Here is a 15,848-nt window from a genome sequence, read left to right as displayed (position 1 = left end):
AGCTTTTTAGCTCTTGCGTTTCAGCCGCGCGGCCACTGCGCCGCGCAACGCGTTGCAGATCATCAGCGCTTCGGCGCGGTTCAAATCTTCGTGCGTCAGCGCGCATTCTTCTGCTTCCAGCTCTTCCAGCAAGACGCCGCGCATCACGCCCGGCAGCAATCCCGCGCCGAGCGGCGGCGTTTTCCACCGGCCATCGCGCTTCAAGAATACGTTCGACCGCCCGCCTTCCGTCAGCTCGCCGCGCTCGTTGAAGAACAGCATATCGAACGCGCCATGCGTTTCGGCCTCGCGCCATGCACGGTCGTAATCCTCACGCGATGTCGTCTTGTGTTCGAGCAACGGATCATTGGAAGAGCGCGGCGCAAAGCCATATTCCGATGCCAGCAACACGCTCACCGTTTGCTCCGCCAACGGCGCAAGGGACGCGCTCGTTACGTTGATCTCGCCGCTTTTCGCCAGTGCAATCCTGAGTCTGTACGAGGCGTCTTGTTGAAACCCGGCGCAGGTTTCATCGACAAGACTTCGCAGCGCAGTCCGGTCAAGCGGAAACCCGCACCACCCGGCGCTCGATGCCAACCGCGCCAGATGCCGGCCCCAATGGCGAATCCCGTCCTTCGTTGCGAATGTGGTCTCGAAGAGCTGGAAACCCGGATCGGAGTCAGTCAGGAATTGCGCTTTCAATTGGCACTCCTCGAATTCATCGGCGGCGACGCTGTCCAGCACAATACCCGCGCCGATACCCATCCTGCCCCGGCCATGCTCGATTTCAATCGTGCGGATCGGCACGGACAAACAGAAGTCATCACGCGCGTCCAGCCAGCCTATGGCGCCGGTATAAATACCGCGCGGCGTGCTTTCGAGCGCGTCGATCAATTGCATGGTCTTGTGTTTCGGCGCGCCCGTGATCGATCCGCACGGCAACAGCGCGCGCAGGATATCGGCGAACGAGGTGCGGGGCCGCGAACGCGCCTCCACGGTCGATGTCATTTGCCACACCGACTTGTACGCCTCGACCGTGAACAATTGCGGCACCCGGACGCTTCCGGTCACGGCCACGCGCGCCATGTCGTTGCGCAACATATCCACGATCATCACGTTCTCAGCGCGATTTTTCGGATCGTCTCGCAGCCATTTTGGGTCGGCGCTGCGCGGCGCGGTGCCTTTCATTGGTCGGGCGCGAAGTAAATCACCCTCACGTTCGATGAACAACTCCGGCGAGCACGACAACACGTCACGCCCGTCGGGCATCGCGATCAACGCGCCATAGCGTACCGGTTGCCGCTCCCTCAGCCTTCGGTACAACCCAATGGCCGAGCCGAACACATCGAACGCGAGACGGAATGTGTAATTGATCTGATACGAGTCGCCCGCCTGCAGCGCCTCCTGCACACCCGCGATGGCATGTTCGAACGCATCGGGCGTCACACTCGATTCGATGTTCGCCACTCCCGCCACCGACGGCTGGTCAGCCAATCCGTTGTCATTTTCAGCGAGCCACTGTTCGGCCTCTTCCCGCGACAAAAACGTACATTCGCGAAACAACAAAAAGCGCAGCGCGGCATTGCCGGGCTGCGCCAACTGCAGATTGCGGCCGAATTCGTAGTCCGCCAGCACGACCACGTGCAAACCATCGTGCAGGTCTCGCCTGACGCTCGCGCACACGTCGTCCAGCTCTGCCGCTTCGTGACACGACCGTTCGCGCACGAAGCCGGCGTAAAGGCGGCTCGACCGCCTTCCGGCGGTCGAGTCGCAATCGTCGAGCAGCGCGAAAACCTCGCCGCGTTGCTGCATGATCAGTGCCTCAATCGAAGAAACTCTTCACCCGATCGAACCAGCTCTTGCTTTGCGGACTATGACGCGAGCCGCCTTCCGTCAGCGAACGCTCGAACTGCTTGAGCAGGTCGCGTTGCTGATCGGTGAGCTTGACCGGCGTTTCGACCTGGACGTGCACATACAAGTCTCCGGCGATACTCGAACGCAATCCCTTGATGCCCTTGCTGCGCAGACGGAACGTCTTGCCCGACTGCGTACCTTCCGGCACCGTAAAGCTCGCGCGCCCGGCCAGCGTCGGCACTTCGATCTCGCCGCCAAGCGCCGCCGTGGTGAACGGAATCGGCATCTGGCAATGGAGGTCGTCGCCATCGCGCTCGAACACCGAATGCTGCTTGATGTGAATCTCGACGTACAAGTCGCCGCTCGGACCGCCGTTGATGCCCGGCTCGCCGTTACCCGACGAACGAATCCGCATGCCGTCGTCGATACCCGCCGGAATCTTCACCTCCAGCGTCTTCGTTTCCTTCACCTTGCCCGCGCCGTGGCAATGACCGCACGGTTCAGGAATGAAGGTGCCGGTGCCGTGACACTTCGGGCACGTTTGCTGGATGCTGAAGAAACCCTGCGACATTCGCACGGTGCCTTGTCCGTGACACGTCGGACATGTTTCCGGTTTCGTGCCGGCCTTGGCGCCCGAGCCTTTGCAGATCTCGCAATTGACCCAGCTCGGTACACGAATTTGCGTGTCGTACCCGTGCGCTGCCTGCTCCAGCGAAATTTCCATGCTGTAGCGCAAATCTGCACCACGATAAACCTGTGGACCTGCGCGCCCGCGTCCGGCGCCTGCACCCGCGCCGCCCCCGGCCGCCTGCCCGAAGATGTCGCCGAATATATCGCCGAAGGCATCGGCGAACCCGCCGAAACCCTGCTGGCCAGCACCGGCCATGTTTGGATCGACGCCGGCATGTCCGTACTGGTCGTAAGCCGCGCGCTTTTGCGGATCCGAGAGCATTTCGTAGGCCTCCTTGGCCTCCTTGAAACGCTCTTCCGCATCCTTGCTATCCGGATTGCGGTCGGGGTGATGCTTCATCGCAAGCTTGCGATACGCCTTCTTGATTTCGTCGTCGCTCGCGTTCTTCGCGACGCCCATAACCTCGTAGTAATCCCGTTTCGCCATATCGGTTCAGCGCCACCGCGCCCGATCTTTTCGATCAGGCCGACAGCTCCCTCTTGGATGCCTGGAGTCTTGCGACTCATGTGATTTGTCGACGCTTCGCCTTCGTACGATTCGCCCGGTCAGCCTGTGACCGGCGACAATAATTCGCACAAAGCGCCGCGCCCTCTAAAAAACAACGTGCCCGGGGAGCCAATTGGCTCGCCAGGCGCGTTCTTCGTACTTGCGCTCAACTTCTCGCAAGACATCTTCCATCGCGGTCCCGCACGAAGTCGCACGAGACCGGTTCAACCTTCGCCGATGACACGCTTTCGCGATTCAATCGACTTAGTCCTTCTTCACTTCCTTGAAGTCGGCATCGACAACGTCGTCGTGCTGCTCCGGCGCCGCCTGCGCGCCTGCACCGCCCGCTGCACCAGCCGCCGCGCCCGCAGCACCTTGCGCTGCAGCCATGTCGGCGTACATCTTTTCGCCGAGTTTCTGCGACGCCGTGGACAGCGTTTCAATCTTCGCGTCAATGCTGGCCTTGTCGCTCGCCGTGCTCTTGAGCGCTTCTTCAAGATCCTTCAACGCAGCTTCGATCTGTTCCTTCTCGGCCGCTTCAATCTTGTCGCCGTACTCAGCCACGGCCTTCTTCGTGCTGTGCACCAGCGCGTCGCCCTGATTGCGCGAGTCGGCCAGTTCACGCAGACGATGATCTTCGTCAGCGTTCGCTTCAGCATCCTTCACCATCTTGTCGATCTCGGCGTCAGACAGACCCGAGTTCGCCTTGATGACGATCTTGTTTTCCTTGCCGGTCGCCTTGTCCTTCGCGCCGACGTGGAGAATGCCGTTCGCGTCGATGTCGAAGCTCACTTCGATCTGCGGCGTGCCGCGTGCTGCCGGCGGAATGCCTTCGAGGTTGAACTCGCCCAGCAGCTTGTTGCCTGCCGCCATTTCGCGCTCACCCTGGAAAACCTTGATGGTCACGGCGCTCTGGTTGTCGTCGGCGGTCGAATAGACTTGTGCGTGCTTCGTCGGGATGGTCGTGTTCTTGTTGATCATCTTCGTCATCACGCCGCCAAGGGTTTCAATACCCAGCGACAACGGCGTCACGTCCAGCAGCAACACGTCCTTGCGATCGCCCGACAGAACCTGGCCCTGGATCGCGGCGCCAACAGCCACGGCTTCGTCCGGGTTCACGTCACGACGCGGTTCCTTGCCGAAGAATTCCTTGACCTTGTCCTGCACCTTCGGCATACGCGTCATACCGCCGACCAGGATGATGTCGTCGATATCGCCGACCTTCACGCCTGCATCCTTGATAGCGACACGGCACGGTTCCATGGTGCGCTCGATCAATTCCTCGACTAGCGACTCCAGCTTCGCACGCGTAATTTTCAGGTTCAAGTGCTTCGGACCCGACGCGTCAGCCGTGATGTACGGCAGGTTGATCTCGGTCTGAGCCGCCGATGACAACTCGATCTTCGCCTTTTCCGCCGCTTCCTTCAGGCGTTGCAGCGCGAGCACGTCCTTCGACAGATCGACGCCTTGTTCCTTCTTGAACTCGACAATGATGTATTCGATGACGCGCTGGTCGAAGTCCTCACCGCCCAGGAACGTGTCACCGTTCGTGGACAGCACTTCGAACTGCTTTTCGCCGTCAACGTCTGCGATTTCGATGATCGACACGTCGAACGTACCGCCGCCCAGGTCATAGACGGCAATCTTGCGGTCGCCCTTTTCGTTCTTGTCCAAGCCGAACGCGAGCGCGGCTGCAGTCGGTTCGTTGATGATGCGCTTCACGTCCAGACCAGCAATACGGCCTGCATCTTTCGTGGCCTGACGCTGGCTGTCGTTGAAGTACGCCGGAACCGTGATCACAGCTTCCGTCACTTCTTCGCCGAGATAGTCTTCAGCGGTCTTCTTCATCTTGCGCAGCACTTCGGCCGAGATTTGCGGCGGTGCCAGCTTTTGATCGCGGGCTTCAACCCAGGCGTCGCCGTTATCGGCGCGCACGATCTTGTAAGGCATCAACGCGATGTCCTTTTGCACTTCCTTTTCGTCAAACCGACGGCCGATCAGCCGCTTGACTGCGTACAACGTGTTTTTCGGATTTGTCACCGACTGACGCTTTGCCGGCGCACCAACGAGGATTTCGTTGTCGTCGACATAAGCAATGATCGACGGCGTGGTACGCGTGCCTTCCGCATTTTCGATCACTTTGACGGTGTTGCCTTCCATGATCGCCACGCACGAGTTCGTCGTGCCCAGATCGATACCAATGATTCTGCCCATTTTTATCACTCTCCTGACTTTGATCGCAGCGCATCCGGATTTGCGTTTTCAACGTGTTTATCGTTCAAAAACGCTTCTCGATGCCCAAAATTTAACCCTGTACGCCAAATAAGAGCGTTCGCATCGTTTTCAAGACCAAAAACCGACGCAACCTCATTTTTTTTATCCTGACTGCAACTTTCTTGGAAGATCGGCTCATACCTTCGCGTCGAGCATCCGGATCTTCTCGCGGGCTGCTTCCACGGCGGCCTCGAATTGCCCGAGTCCATGCCATCCGGTCGCGCGCCCAAGGCGCTTGCCCCGGTAAAAGAAAAACCACGTCGGCACGCCATGCAGCATGAAACGCCGGCCAAGGTCCCGGTGCTCGTAGACATTGCTGTGAAACCACTTGAGGCCGAGCGTCCGGATCTCGTCCGGCTTGGCGAGCATCGCTTTCTTGGCAATCTCGCAGTTGAAGCACTCGAAACCCCAGAAAAACACCACAGCCAACTCGTCTCCCGCCGATACCAAGCCGGAATCGAACGTCTCAGCGCTCAATTCCTGCATCTCGAAAACGGAAAACGCAGTCGCATCGACGGGGATGTTGGCCATGACGAAGGTGATTCCAGCCTGCCGATGTCTATTTCGGCGCGGCGACGGTCACGAGCGCCGGTCGCAAGACGCGGTCCGCGATCACGTAGCCTTTTTGCAGCACCGTAACGACCGTGTTCGCCTCCTGGTCGGCCGGAACCATCGAAATCGCCTGATGACGGTGCGGGTCGAATTTTTCGCCTACCGGATTGATTTCGACCACGCGCCCTTTTTCAAGCGCACCGGTTAACTGGCGCAGCGTCAACTCGACGCCCTCGCGAACTTTCGCAAGATCGGTCGATGAGTGCGCAAGCGCAGCTTCCAAGCTGTCGAGCACGGGAAGCAGGTTTTCCGCAAAGTTTTCGATCGCGAATTTATGCGCCTTCTGGACGTCTTCCTGCGCCCGGCGCCGCACGTTTTCGGTTTCTGCTTTCGCGCGCAGAAACTCTTCCTGCAACGCCGCAGCCTTGGCCTGCGCTTCGGCGAGCAGAGCTTCGGTTTCGTTCACGTCGCCCGCTTCCGTCGCAAAAGCTGCGTCTGCCGGGTTCGGCTGCTGGGTATGTTGAGCCGCCGTTTCGTCGCCGGGCGTGGAATTCTGGCTCGCGGAGTTGTCTTGCGTGTTTTCCATGTCGCTTGAGATTTTTGCTAAGGATGAAAACGGATGAAATCGAAAGCACCGTTGCGGTTTCGATCCATCGGAAAGCTGCCGATGATACCTGCCGCGCCAACGTTGCTAAAACACCACGGTCGTAACGGCAGGTAGCAAGAATGAATCGAGGCACGTCGATGCTTACCCTGAAAACGTACTTGAGGCTGGCGTGAGCGTTTTCAAGGGGTTGCACGCGGTTTTCGGCGTCGTTTCTACAGTCCGGAAACGGCCCGTTACAACCATTTTCAGCCAGTGATCAGATTGAGATTGAGCCGGACGATCACGTCACCTACACTTCGATCATGTCTTCGGAAGCACTAGTTAACCCTAATCTTACGAAAGCCAGATTCCAAGTTGTTTATTCGCTGAAGCGAGCTGTTGAGCCAACGTCAGCGTCCGTATTTCGAGCCGTTTGCGTTGCCACGAGGAGTGCCATGAAACTGACCTTAGCTATTGCGGTGGTCGCATTGGTACTCGTTGGCGGCACAACGACTATCTGCATGTCGGGCGCAGTGAACGACCACAATGTGGAGTATGGCGGCGTATCCGCTACCATGGAAAGCCTGTTTAGTCAGCACCTGAAAGTTTGTCGATAATTCGCCGGTCCCGTTTGGTCGGCCGGCCTTGCAGCGCGGCCGCCGGTTCCCGGTACGTCTTTCTGCGCTCGCTCTCCGCCACGCGCTTCTCCCGGCCTGAAACTGTTTCCTTATAAAGCGTCTGCGCAACCGTTGCCGGACCGCGTACTTCACAGATCCCCACCACGTCCACTTGCCAGAGCACGTGCTCGATCTCGATCTCCACCAGATCGCCGACCCGCACGTCCTTCGATGGCTTCACGTTCGCGCCGCCAATCCGCACGCGACCCTTCTCTACGGCATCGCTTGCGAGCGAACGCGTTTTGAAAAAACGCGCCGCCCACAGCCATTTGTCGATACGAAGGCGTGCGCTGGAATCGGTTGAGATGGCGTAGTTCATGGCTCGAACCTTATGCAGCGGCGCTCAAGGCTTGTGGCGTCTGAACCGGCCAGCCTTGCAGATGCTGCGCGACGATTTCCCCGAGCGCCTTGATCCACGCCGGCGATGCATTCAAGCAGGGGATCCGGTGAAACTCCTTGCCGCCGGCCTTCAGGAAGTCATCGCGCACTTCAATGCCAATTTCTTCGATCGTTTCCAGGCAATCCGACGTGAAGCCCGGGCAGAACACGTCAACGCGCTTCGCACCGGCGGCGCCCAGTTCGGCGAGCGTAGGAGCCGTGTACGGTTGCAACCATTCAGCGGGACCAAACCGCGACTGGAATGTCACGCGGCATTCGACCGGCGAAAGCCCGAGTGCGGCCATCAACAATGAACCCGTCTGTTGACACTGGTCGTGATACGGATCGCCGAGGTCCATTGTCCGTTTGGGAACGCCATGAAAGCTGAGCACCAGTCTGTCGCCCGAAGCGAAGTCCGGCTGCCCGTGCTGGCGCCAGTATTCGCGAACCTGCTCGACCAACGCGCCGATATACGCCGGATGGTCTGCGTAATGGCGAATCGTGCGCAATTCCGGCTGATTACGTACGCGCCGCAACGCATTGAACGCATCGTCAAAGGCGGTTGCCGTGGTCGATGACGAATACTGCGGGTACATGGGCACGAGCAACACGCGCTCAGCGCCTTCCAGCTTGAGTTGGTTCAGCATCGCAGGAATGCCTGGCGAACCGTAGCGCATCGCGTAATCGACGATTACATGGTAGTCGTTCACGGCAAAGAGTCGCCGTAGCCCCTCAACCTGCTTTTCCGTATAGACGCGCAGCGGCGAGCCTTCCGGCAACCAGACCTGAGCGTATTTCTTCGCCGACGCACGGCCGCGAAACGGCAGGATTGCCAGGCGCAGGATGACCTGCCACGCAATTGCGGGAATCTCCACCACGCGCGGGTCCGACAAGAACTGGGCGAGGTACTTGCGCACCGCTTTCGGCGTGGGCGCGTCCGGCGTGCCGAGGTTGATCAGCAGCACGGCAACGCGGTGCGAAGCGGAAGGCTGCGAGGGCAACTCGAGGTCGTAGCGCATATAAGAGAAGCTCGGCAAGCCAGCGTGATTGAGTAAAACCCATTATAGCGGCGCGTTTCGGAACGCAACATCGGCCGATCGGCCTAGTGGCGCGCCGGCTTCGCACGGGGCAAGATGAGTTGTCGGACGGGGGATTGCGGGATTTTCCCCCTTCGGAACCGGCTTATTGTTGACTGAGCGAGAGGGACAAGAGCCGCGCGGTGATATCGACGATTGGAATGACGCGGTTGTACGCCATGCGTGTAGGTCCGATCACGCCGAGCGTGCCGACGATCTTCCCGTTCACCTCGTATGGCGCGGTCACCACGCTCATTTCCTCGATCGGCACGAGATTCGACTCGCCGCCAATGAATATCTGCACGCCCTGGGCGTGGCTCGACACGTCGAGTAATTGAAGGAGACTCGTCTTTTGATCAAATACGTCGAAAAGCTTGCGCAGCCGCGCCATGTCGGAGGAGAGGTCCGCCACTTCCAGCAGATTGCGTTCGCCGGAAATCAGCAGGGTCTCGCCGGGATCGGTCTCGTCCACGCTCGCGGCCACCGCTGCCTGCATCAGCGTTGTCATGTCGCCGCGAAGCGCGTCGATTTCCTCGCGAAGTCGGCGGCGTACTTCGTCGAAGGACAAGCCAGCGAAATTCGCGTTGATGTAATTCGACGCCTCGGTGAGTTGCGACGGCGAATAGTCACGCTGTGTCGCCATGATGCGGTTCTGAACGTCACCTTCAGGTGTGACGATGATCAGCAGAATGCGTTTGTCCGACAGCCGCATGAACTCGATCTGCTTGAACATATGGCTGCGGCGCGGCGTGAGAATGACGCCCGCGAATTGAGAGAGGTTAGAAAGAACGCTCGCGGCGGCAGCCACGATCTTTGCCGGTTCGCCGCCTTGCAGCTTGATCTTGACCGCGGAGGTCATGGCTTCGTCGTCGGTGGTTTCGACGGTCAGCATGGTATCCACGAAGAGCCGATAGCCGCGTGGCGTGGGAATCCGGCCCGCCGACGTGTGGGGACTCACCACCAGCCCGAGGTCCTCCAGGTCCGACATCACGTTGCGGATGGTGGCGGGACTGAGCTCGAGGCCGGAGTAACGCGACAGCGTGCGAGAACCGACCGGCTGACCTTCTGCGATATATCGCTCGATCAGCGTTTTGAGGAGGGTCTGGGCACGTGGGTCTAGCATGGGGAAATTTTAGCTCAACGTGGTTGGAGCAGCGAACGCGGTGATCGGCTGAACAAGAGCAAACCACCCTTTTTCATTCGTCCGTCATCAATTCATGTTGCACATCATTCTAACGAGAATTAACTGCCGCGCCGGAGCTTACCGTAACGGGACAGCCCCGTGACAGCCCGGGAACAAGCCAGATCTGGTCCAAAGGTAATCCCGACGCGGCCCGCGGTTCTTTTCGACACTCACCTATGGTGTAATGCCGCCATGGATATTGGCACCCAATTCAAGACCGTCGCGCTCGTAGGGCGCAACAATACGCCCGGCATCAGGGAGCCGTTGACGGCGCTCGCCGCCTGCATCGCGAAGCGCGGCTTCGACGTCGTGTTCGAAGCCGATACGGCGCAGGAAGTCGGCGTGACCGATTATCCGGCGTTGACCGCGCCCGAGATCGGCGCCCGCGCGGACGTCGCGGTCGTGCTGGGCGGCGACGGCACCATGCTTGGCCTCGGGCGGCAACTGGCGCCGTACCGGACGCCGCTGATCGGCGTGAACCACGGTCGGCTCGGCTTCATCACGGACATTACGCTTGCCGAAATGCAGGAACTCGTTCCGCAAATGCTGGGAGGCAGTTTCGAGCGCGAAGAGCGGACCCTGCTCGAAGCGCGCATTGTCCGGGACGGCCAGCCGATCTACCACGCGTTGGCGTTCAACGACGTAGTGGTGAACAGAAGCGGCTTTTCGGGCATGGCGGAACTGCGTGTTTCCGTGGACGGGCGCTTCATGTACAACCAGCGCTCGGACGGACTGATCGTGGCGACGCCAACCGGGTCGACCGCTTACGCGCTGTCTTCTTCCGGACCCATTCTTCATCCGCAACTGGGGGGATTCGTGCTCGTACCCATTGCGCCGCATTCGCTGTCCAATCGGCCAATCGTGCTGCCGGACGACTCCCAGGTCGATATCCAGATCATCGGCGGGCGTGATGTGAACGTGAACTTCGACATGCAGTCATTCACTGCCGTCGAGCTGAACGACACAATCGAAGTGCGGCGTTCGCGGCATACCGTGCCGGTGCTGCATCCGGTGGGTTATAGCCATTACGCCACCCTGCGCAAGAAGCTGCACTGGAACGAATATCCTTCGCACGAAGACGTTTCGAAACTCTAAACACCCATGCTCCGTCATTTATCGATTCGGGACTTCGTCATTGTTTCTGCGCTCGACCTCGAGTTCGAGCGCGGCTTCACCGTGTTTTCGGGTGAAACCGGCGCGGGGAAATCGATTCTTATCGATGCCCTCGCACTTACGCTCGGCGCCCGCGCCGACGCGAGCATCGTGCGTACGGGTGAGGCACGCGCCGATATCACCGCGGAGTTTTCAACGCACGCGCAGGTCGTGCAGTGGCTCGACGAACATGCGCTCGCAACCGGCGACGGCGACACGGTGATGCTCCGGCGCGTCGTGGATTCGGGCGGCCGCTCGCGAGCGTTCATCAACGGGACGCCGGCCACGCTCGTGCAGTTGCGCGAGCTGAGCGAAATGCTCGTCGACATTCACGGCCAGCACGCGCATCAATTGCTGATGCGTCCTGACGCGCAACGCGAACTCTTCGATACCCACGCCGGCCTGCTCGAAACCGCGCAGAAAGTGGCGCGGACACATCGGGTCTGGCGCGACGCTACGCACGCGGTGGAACTTGCGCAAAACCGCGACCGCGAGTTGCAACTGGAGCGGGAGCGCCTGGCATGGCAACTGAGCGAACTCGACAAGCTCGCGCCGCAGCCCGGCGAATGGGAAGACGTCAGCGGGGAGCATCACCGGTTATCGCATTCGGCGAGTTTGATCGATGGCGTGCAAGGCGCGCTGAACTCGCTGTCCGAATCCGACGAAGCCATGATCACGCAACTTGCCGCGATCGTGTCGAAACTACGTGGTCTCGCTGATATCGATCCCGCACTCGCCGATGTCCTGGCGTCGCTCGAACCCGCCGAGATCCAGTTGCAGGAGGCGTCGTATTCGCTGTCGCATTACGCGCAGCGGCTGGAACTCGATCCGAACCGTCTGGCACAGGTCGAGCATCGGATGGATCAGTTGCATTCGGCCGCGCGCAAGTTCCGCATGCAGCCGGAAGCGTTGCCCGAGGAGCATGCGGAGCGCCGCCGCCAGTTGGCCGCTCTCGACGCCGCCGCCGATCTCGACGCGTTGCGCGCCGCAGTGACGAAAGCGAAGGAAGCTTATCTGGCTGAAGCGACGGTGTTGTCGAAAGCGCGCGCAAAAGCCGCGAAGTCGCTCGGCAAGGCGGTTACGCAGGGGATGCAGGAATTATCGATGGCCGGCGGAAGCTTCGAGGTCGCGCTCGTGCCGCTTGCCGAAGGCGGCGCGTACGGGCTCGAGCAGATCGAGTTCCGCGTGGCCGGTCACGCCGGCGTGACGCTGCGGCCGCTGGCGAAGGTTGCATCGGGCGGGGAACTCGCGCGGATCAGTTTGGCGCTGGCGGTGATTGCAAGCACGGCGAGCCCGACGCCCACGTTGATTTTCGACGAAGTGGACACGGGAATTGGCGGCGGCGTAGCGGAAGTCGTCGGGCGGTTGCTCCATCAACTTGGACGCGACCGGCAAGTGCTGTGCGTCACGCACTTGCCGCAAGTCGCGGCGCGCGGCGATCATCACTTCCAGGTGGCGAAAGCCGGTGATTCATCGGGCGGTACGGTCAGCACGGTTACGCCTCTGGATAAATCGAAGCGCGTGGAAGAAGTCGCACGCATGCTGGGCGGACTTGAGATCACGGCCACCACGCGCAAGCACGCGAAGGAAATGCTGGCGGCGTGAATCAGCGCGTAGCATCAAAACTCAACGATTTGCGCTCGTGGCAGACTAACCCAAGTCAGCTAAGGCCAAGGAGCTTTTTGAGGATGAGGAAAACGAACTACTCTTCAATGCGGCCAGCGTCTGGGAAGTGGCAATCAAGAACGGGCTGGGAAGACCCGACTTCAAAGTCGATTCGCATCTGTTTCGCCGGGCGCTGTTGGACAATGGCTACATCGAATTGGTGATCGGCAGCGCGCACACTGCGGCAGTCGCCAACTTGCCCGACCACCACAAAGACACGTTCGATCGGCTGCTGATTGCGCAAGCAACGGTCGAGGGCATCATCTTGCTACCAATGACGAAACGGTAGCTGAGTACAAAGCGAGTCCGATTCGCCTGGTCAAGTAAACGCCGCGACTCGTACTACCCAAACACCCGCGCCCAAAGCCCGCTCACTGCCTCCCTCTCGGCTGCGACCACGTCTGGCTCGACCCGCGCCTTTTCCATGCCATCGAGCCGCAGCGTGTGCTGCAACTTCCTGTACCGTCGATAAGCCGCCGCCACCGTTTCCGCTTCTTCGTCACTCATCACGCCAAAGCGCGCGGCATGTCCCAGCAGGGAGATATTGCCGAGATTGCGCACGAACTCGCCGTCCTCGCGTGAGTGCAGCAGCACCCAGAACTGCACGATGAACTCGATGTCCACCATCCCGCCGCGATCATGCTTCAGGTCGAAGAGCTTGCTTTTGTTCGGATGGCCGGCGTACACGCGCTCGCGCATCGCGACGATCTCCTGAGCGAGGGCATTGGCGTCGCGCGGCATGGTCAGGACGTGCGCGCGAATCTCTTCGAAGCGCGCGCCAATTTCGGCATCGCCGGCGCAATAACGCGCACGCGACAACGCCTGATGTTCCCAGACCCACGCCGTATTCGCGGCATCGCCTTCACGAATCTGATAGCGCCGGAACGACTCCACGCTTGTCACCAGCAGACCGGATTCGCCGTTTGGACGCAGGCGCAGATCAACGTCGAACAAGGTGCCGGCACCGGTCGCCGTGGTGAGCCACGTCACGAGGCGGCGAGCGAACATGGCGTAGATATCGCTGGCGGAATCGTCGGGGTCGTCGTGGAGGAAGATCAAATCCAGGTCCGACGCATAACCCAGCTCCTTGCCGCCGAGTTTCCCGTATGCAATCACGGAAAAGCGCGGCACTTCGCGATGCCGCTTCGGAAACTGCGCCCACACCGTTTCGATGGTGACATCGAGCACGGCATCGGCCAGCGCCGACAGCAGGTCGCTCACGTGCTCGACCGTGATCTTGCCGCTCAGATCAATCAGCAAGATCCGGAACACCTCGGCCTGGTGCGCGTGGCGTAACAAGTCCATTTGCTGTTCTGCGCCATCGGCGGCGGCCATTTGCGCGCGCAAGGTCGTGCGGAATTCCTGCCAGTCGAACGGGCTGGAAATGACTTCGTCGTCGAGCAATTCATCCAGCAGTTGCGGATGGCGGATCAGATACCCCGCGGCCCAGCGCGATGCACCCAGCACCGCCAGCACCCGCTCCAGCGCGGCCGGATATTCGGTCAGGAGCGCGAGATAAGCGCCGCGCCGGCTGACCGCTTCGAGCAAATCGAACAGCCGCGCGATCGTGTCGCCGCGCCGCTCGGGCGGCTGCGCTCGCTGCGCGGCTTCGAGCGCGCGTTGCGCAATGATGTCGAAGCGTTCGCGGCTGCGCTCGGGCAAGCCTTCGTATCGTGTCGATGTCCACACGCTGCGCAAGCGCGCGAGCACGGCGGGGGCATCGGTAAATCCAAGTTCCGTCACACGTTCGCGCAGTCGTTCCTCAGCGCTGTCGTCGGCGAGCGCGCTGCTCCAGACCCACGAAGCCGCCGAATCCTCCGCCACGCCGCAACCGCCGTCGCCGTTCACCTTGTCGGCGAAAGTCTGGTCGAATTGATATTCGACGCGCGCCCGATGCGCTTCCAGCGCGTCCTTGAGCGCTTCGTAACTGGAGAAACCCATTGTTTCGGCAAGCACCGAACGGTCCTCCGGCGAGACCGGCATGGCGTGCGTCTGTGCATCGTTTCTATATTGCAAGCGGTGTTCGAGCTTACGCAGGAAGAGGTATGCCTCGGTGAGCTCGGCGCAGACGGCGGGCGCGATCAGTCCGTACGCCACGGCCTTCTCCAGCACGGACAAAGTCGGACGAATCCGCAGATCGGCAAGCTGGCCGCCCCGGATCAACTGGAAGACTTGCGCGCTGAATTCGATCTCCCGGATTCCGCCGCGGCCGAGCTTGATGTCGTCGGCCTTATCGGGGCGCATGGACGCACGGCGCTGCGCTTCCTGGCGAATCTGGACATGCAGCGACCGGATCGCGCTGATCACGCCGTAGTCCAGATACCGCCTGTATATGAATGGCGTGGACAGCGCCTCGAGTTGCCTGGCGAGCCGTTGCGCCGCTTCGCTTTCGCCCTCGGAAACCAGCCGCCCCTTGATCCATGCATAGCGCTCCCATTCGCGGCCCTGCACGTAGAAATATTCTTCGAGCATGCCGAGTCCGCAGGCCAGCGGACCGGCATCGCCGTTCGGACGCAGGCGCATATCGACACGAAACACATAGCCATCTTCCGTCACTTCAGCCAGCGCGCCGATCAGCTTGCGCCCAAGCCGCGTGAAATATTCTTGCGTCGATAAAGCCGCGCGTTCCCCGCCCGTCGTCTCGCCATCGTCCTCATAAACGAAGATCAGGTCGATATCCGACGACACATTCAATTCACGTCCGCCCAGTTTCCCCATGCCGACGACGCCCAACGTCAGGCGCTGCCCGTCCTGTCCGCGCGGCTCGCCGAAGGTGGTCTCCAGATCCGCCGACAAAACCGCCAACGCCCGCCGAATGGTCAGCTCCGCGAGGTCGGTCATGGCGCCGGTAACTTCCGCGACGTCGGCGAGACCGGCAAGATCGCGTTCCATCACCGTGCAGAAAACCTCTCCACGAAGCCTGCGCAACGCGGTCTTGAGCCGGGCTTCATCGAACCGGGCACCGCCTGCACACACGTTGCACAACGCGTCCAGACGCTCCTCGATCCACGCGCGCCGGACCGGCGCCTTCGACCATTGCGCGATGTGCGCCGGCAGTTCGGGACGCGCGGCGTAGAGGCGCGCCGCGTAGTTCGAGGCGCTGGAACTCAGCAAGGATGCTTCGGTCATGGAAAGTCGGGCTCGGTCATTGCTCTGCAAACATGTCCGGCTCGTTGCCGGGGCTTTTGTAACAAAGTGCGCAGAAGACGGGAAAGGTCCATCCGGCGCGGCTCAGCGGGCGCATCGTAGCGTCTCTCCGCAGTTTTTTGAACTGCGCGCTGTGTTACATTTCAAC

Annotated in this window: 12 protein-coding genes and 1 pseudogene; 4 read left to right on the top strand and 9 right to left on the bottom strand. The window is 60.6% G+C overall.

Annotated features, from left to right (window positions below; translation table 11 throughout):
- Window positions 1-6: 6 nt before the first annotated feature.
- The 5 genes from AX768_RS01550 to grpE all read right to left on the bottom strand — a co-directional run bounded on the left by AX768_RS01550 (window position 7) and on the right by grpE (window position 6,422).
- A complete protein-coding gene (locus AX768_RS01550; protein ID WP_061998492.1) occupies window positions 7-1,791 on the bottom strand; it encodes a chorismate-binding protein in 1,785 nt (594 codons plus the stop codon).
- 10 nt (window positions 1,792-1,801) lie between these two features.
- The gene (dnaJ, locus tag AX768_RS01545) at window positions 1,802-2,950 is read right to left on the bottom strand and encodes a molecular chaperone DnaJ (RefSeq protein ID WP_061998491.1); all 1,149 of its coding nucleotides are present in this window, start codon (window positions 2,948-2,950) and stop codon (window positions 1,802-1,804) included.
- Between the two features lie 324 nt (window positions 2,951-3,274).
- Complete coding sequence (gene dnaK / locus AX768_RS01540; protein ID WP_061998490.1) at window positions 3,275-5,224, bottom strand: molecular chaperone DnaK; 1,950 nt, start codon at window positions 5,222-5,224, stop codon at window positions 3,275-3,277.
- 195 nt (window positions 5,225-5,419) lie between these two features.
- Window positions 5,420-5,815 carry a thioredoxin family protein gene (locus AX768_RS01535; protein ID WP_061998489.1) on the bottom strand — a complete coding sequence of 132 codons (396 nt, stop codon included), beginning with the start codon at window positions 5,813-5,815 and terminating at the stop codon, window positions 5,420-5,422.
- Window positions 5,816-5,843: 28 nt separating this feature from the next.
- On the bottom strand, window positions 5,844-6,422 hold the full coding sequence (gene grpE, locus AX768_RS01530; RefSeq protein ID WP_061998488.1) for a nucleotide exchange factor GrpE: 579 nt from the start codon (window positions 6,420-6,422) through the stop codon (window positions 5,844-5,846).
- A 455-nt stretch (window positions 6,423-6,877) separates the two neighbouring features.
- On the opposite strand from grpE, the gene AX768_RS33565 reads away from it, so the two are divergent.
- Window positions 6,878-7,039, top strand: coding sequence for a hypothetical protein (locus AX768_RS33565; RefSeq protein ID WP_162916028.1), 162 nt, complete (start codon window positions 6,878-6,880; stop codon window positions 7,037-7,039).
- Here the strand turns inward: AX768_RS33565 and AX768_RS01525 are convergent.
- The 3 genes from AX768_RS01525 to hrcA form a co-directional block, all read right to left on the bottom strand.
- Window positions 7,011-7,418 (bottom strand): RNA-binding S4 domain-containing protein, encoded by a 408-nt coding sequence (locus AX768_RS01525; RefSeq protein ID WP_061998487.1) that lies wholly within the window; start codon window positions 7,416-7,418, stop codon window positions 7,011-7,013. The genes AX768_RS33565 and AX768_RS01525 overlap by 29 nt on opposite strands.
- A 10-nt stretch (window positions 7,419-7,428) precedes the next feature.
- Window positions 7,429-8,496: a ferrochelatase gene (gene hemH / locus AX768_RS01520; RefSeq protein WP_061998486.1), complete on the bottom strand. Its 1,068-nt coding sequence runs from the start codon at window positions 8,494-8,496 to the stop codon at window positions 7,429-7,431.
- 163 nt (window positions 8,497-8,659) lie between these two features.
- Entirely contained in the window at window positions 8,660-9,676 is a 1,017-nt protein-coding gene (gene hrcA, locus AX768_RS01515; protein WP_056356176.1) for a heat-inducible transcriptional repressor HrcA, read from the bottom strand.
- Between the two features lie 252 nt (window positions 9,677-9,928).
- Here hrcA and AX768_RS01510 point away from each other — a divergent pair, with 252 nt between their 5' ends.
- From AX768_RS01510 to AX768_RS33560, 3 genes and pseudogenes are all read left to right on the top strand, one after another.
- A complete protein-coding gene (locus tag AX768_RS01510; RefSeq protein WP_061998485.1) occupies window positions 9,929-10,831 on the top strand; it encodes an NAD kinase in 903 nt (300 codons plus the stop codon).
- 6 nt (window positions 10,832-10,837) lie between these two features.
- Window positions 10,838-12,493, top strand: a complete 1,656-nt coding sequence (recN, locus tag AX768_RS01505; RefSeq protein WP_061998484.1) for a DNA repair protein RecN — start codon at window positions 10,838-10,840, stop codon at window positions 12,491-12,493.
- A gap of 112 nt (window positions 12,494-12,605) precedes the next feature.
- A pseudogene (locus AX768_RS33560) lies at window positions 12,606-12,842 on the top strand (type II toxin-antitoxin system VapC family toxin); the annotation flags it as partial.
- Window positions 12,843-12,895: 53 nt separating this feature from the next.
- Here the strand turns inward: AX768_RS33560 and glnE are convergent.
- Window positions 12,896-15,682, bottom strand: a complete 2,787-nt coding sequence (gene glnE, locus AX768_RS01495) for a bifunctional [glutamate--ammonia ligase]-adenylyl-L-tyrosine phosphorylase/[glutamate--ammonia-ligase] adenylyltransferase (protein WP_061998483.1) — start codon at window positions 15,680-15,682, stop codon at window positions 12,896-12,898.
- Window positions 15,683-15,848: the final 166 nt, after the last annotated feature.

The sequence above is a fragment of the Burkholderia sp. PAMC 28687 genome (assembly GCF_001577465.1).
Classification (GTDB): domain Bacteria; phylum Pseudomonadota; class Gammaproteobacteria; order Burkholderiales; family Burkholderiaceae; genus Caballeronia.
Note: the sequence above shows the minus strand (reverse complement) of the source record. Positions and strands in the feature narration are given on the sequence as shown.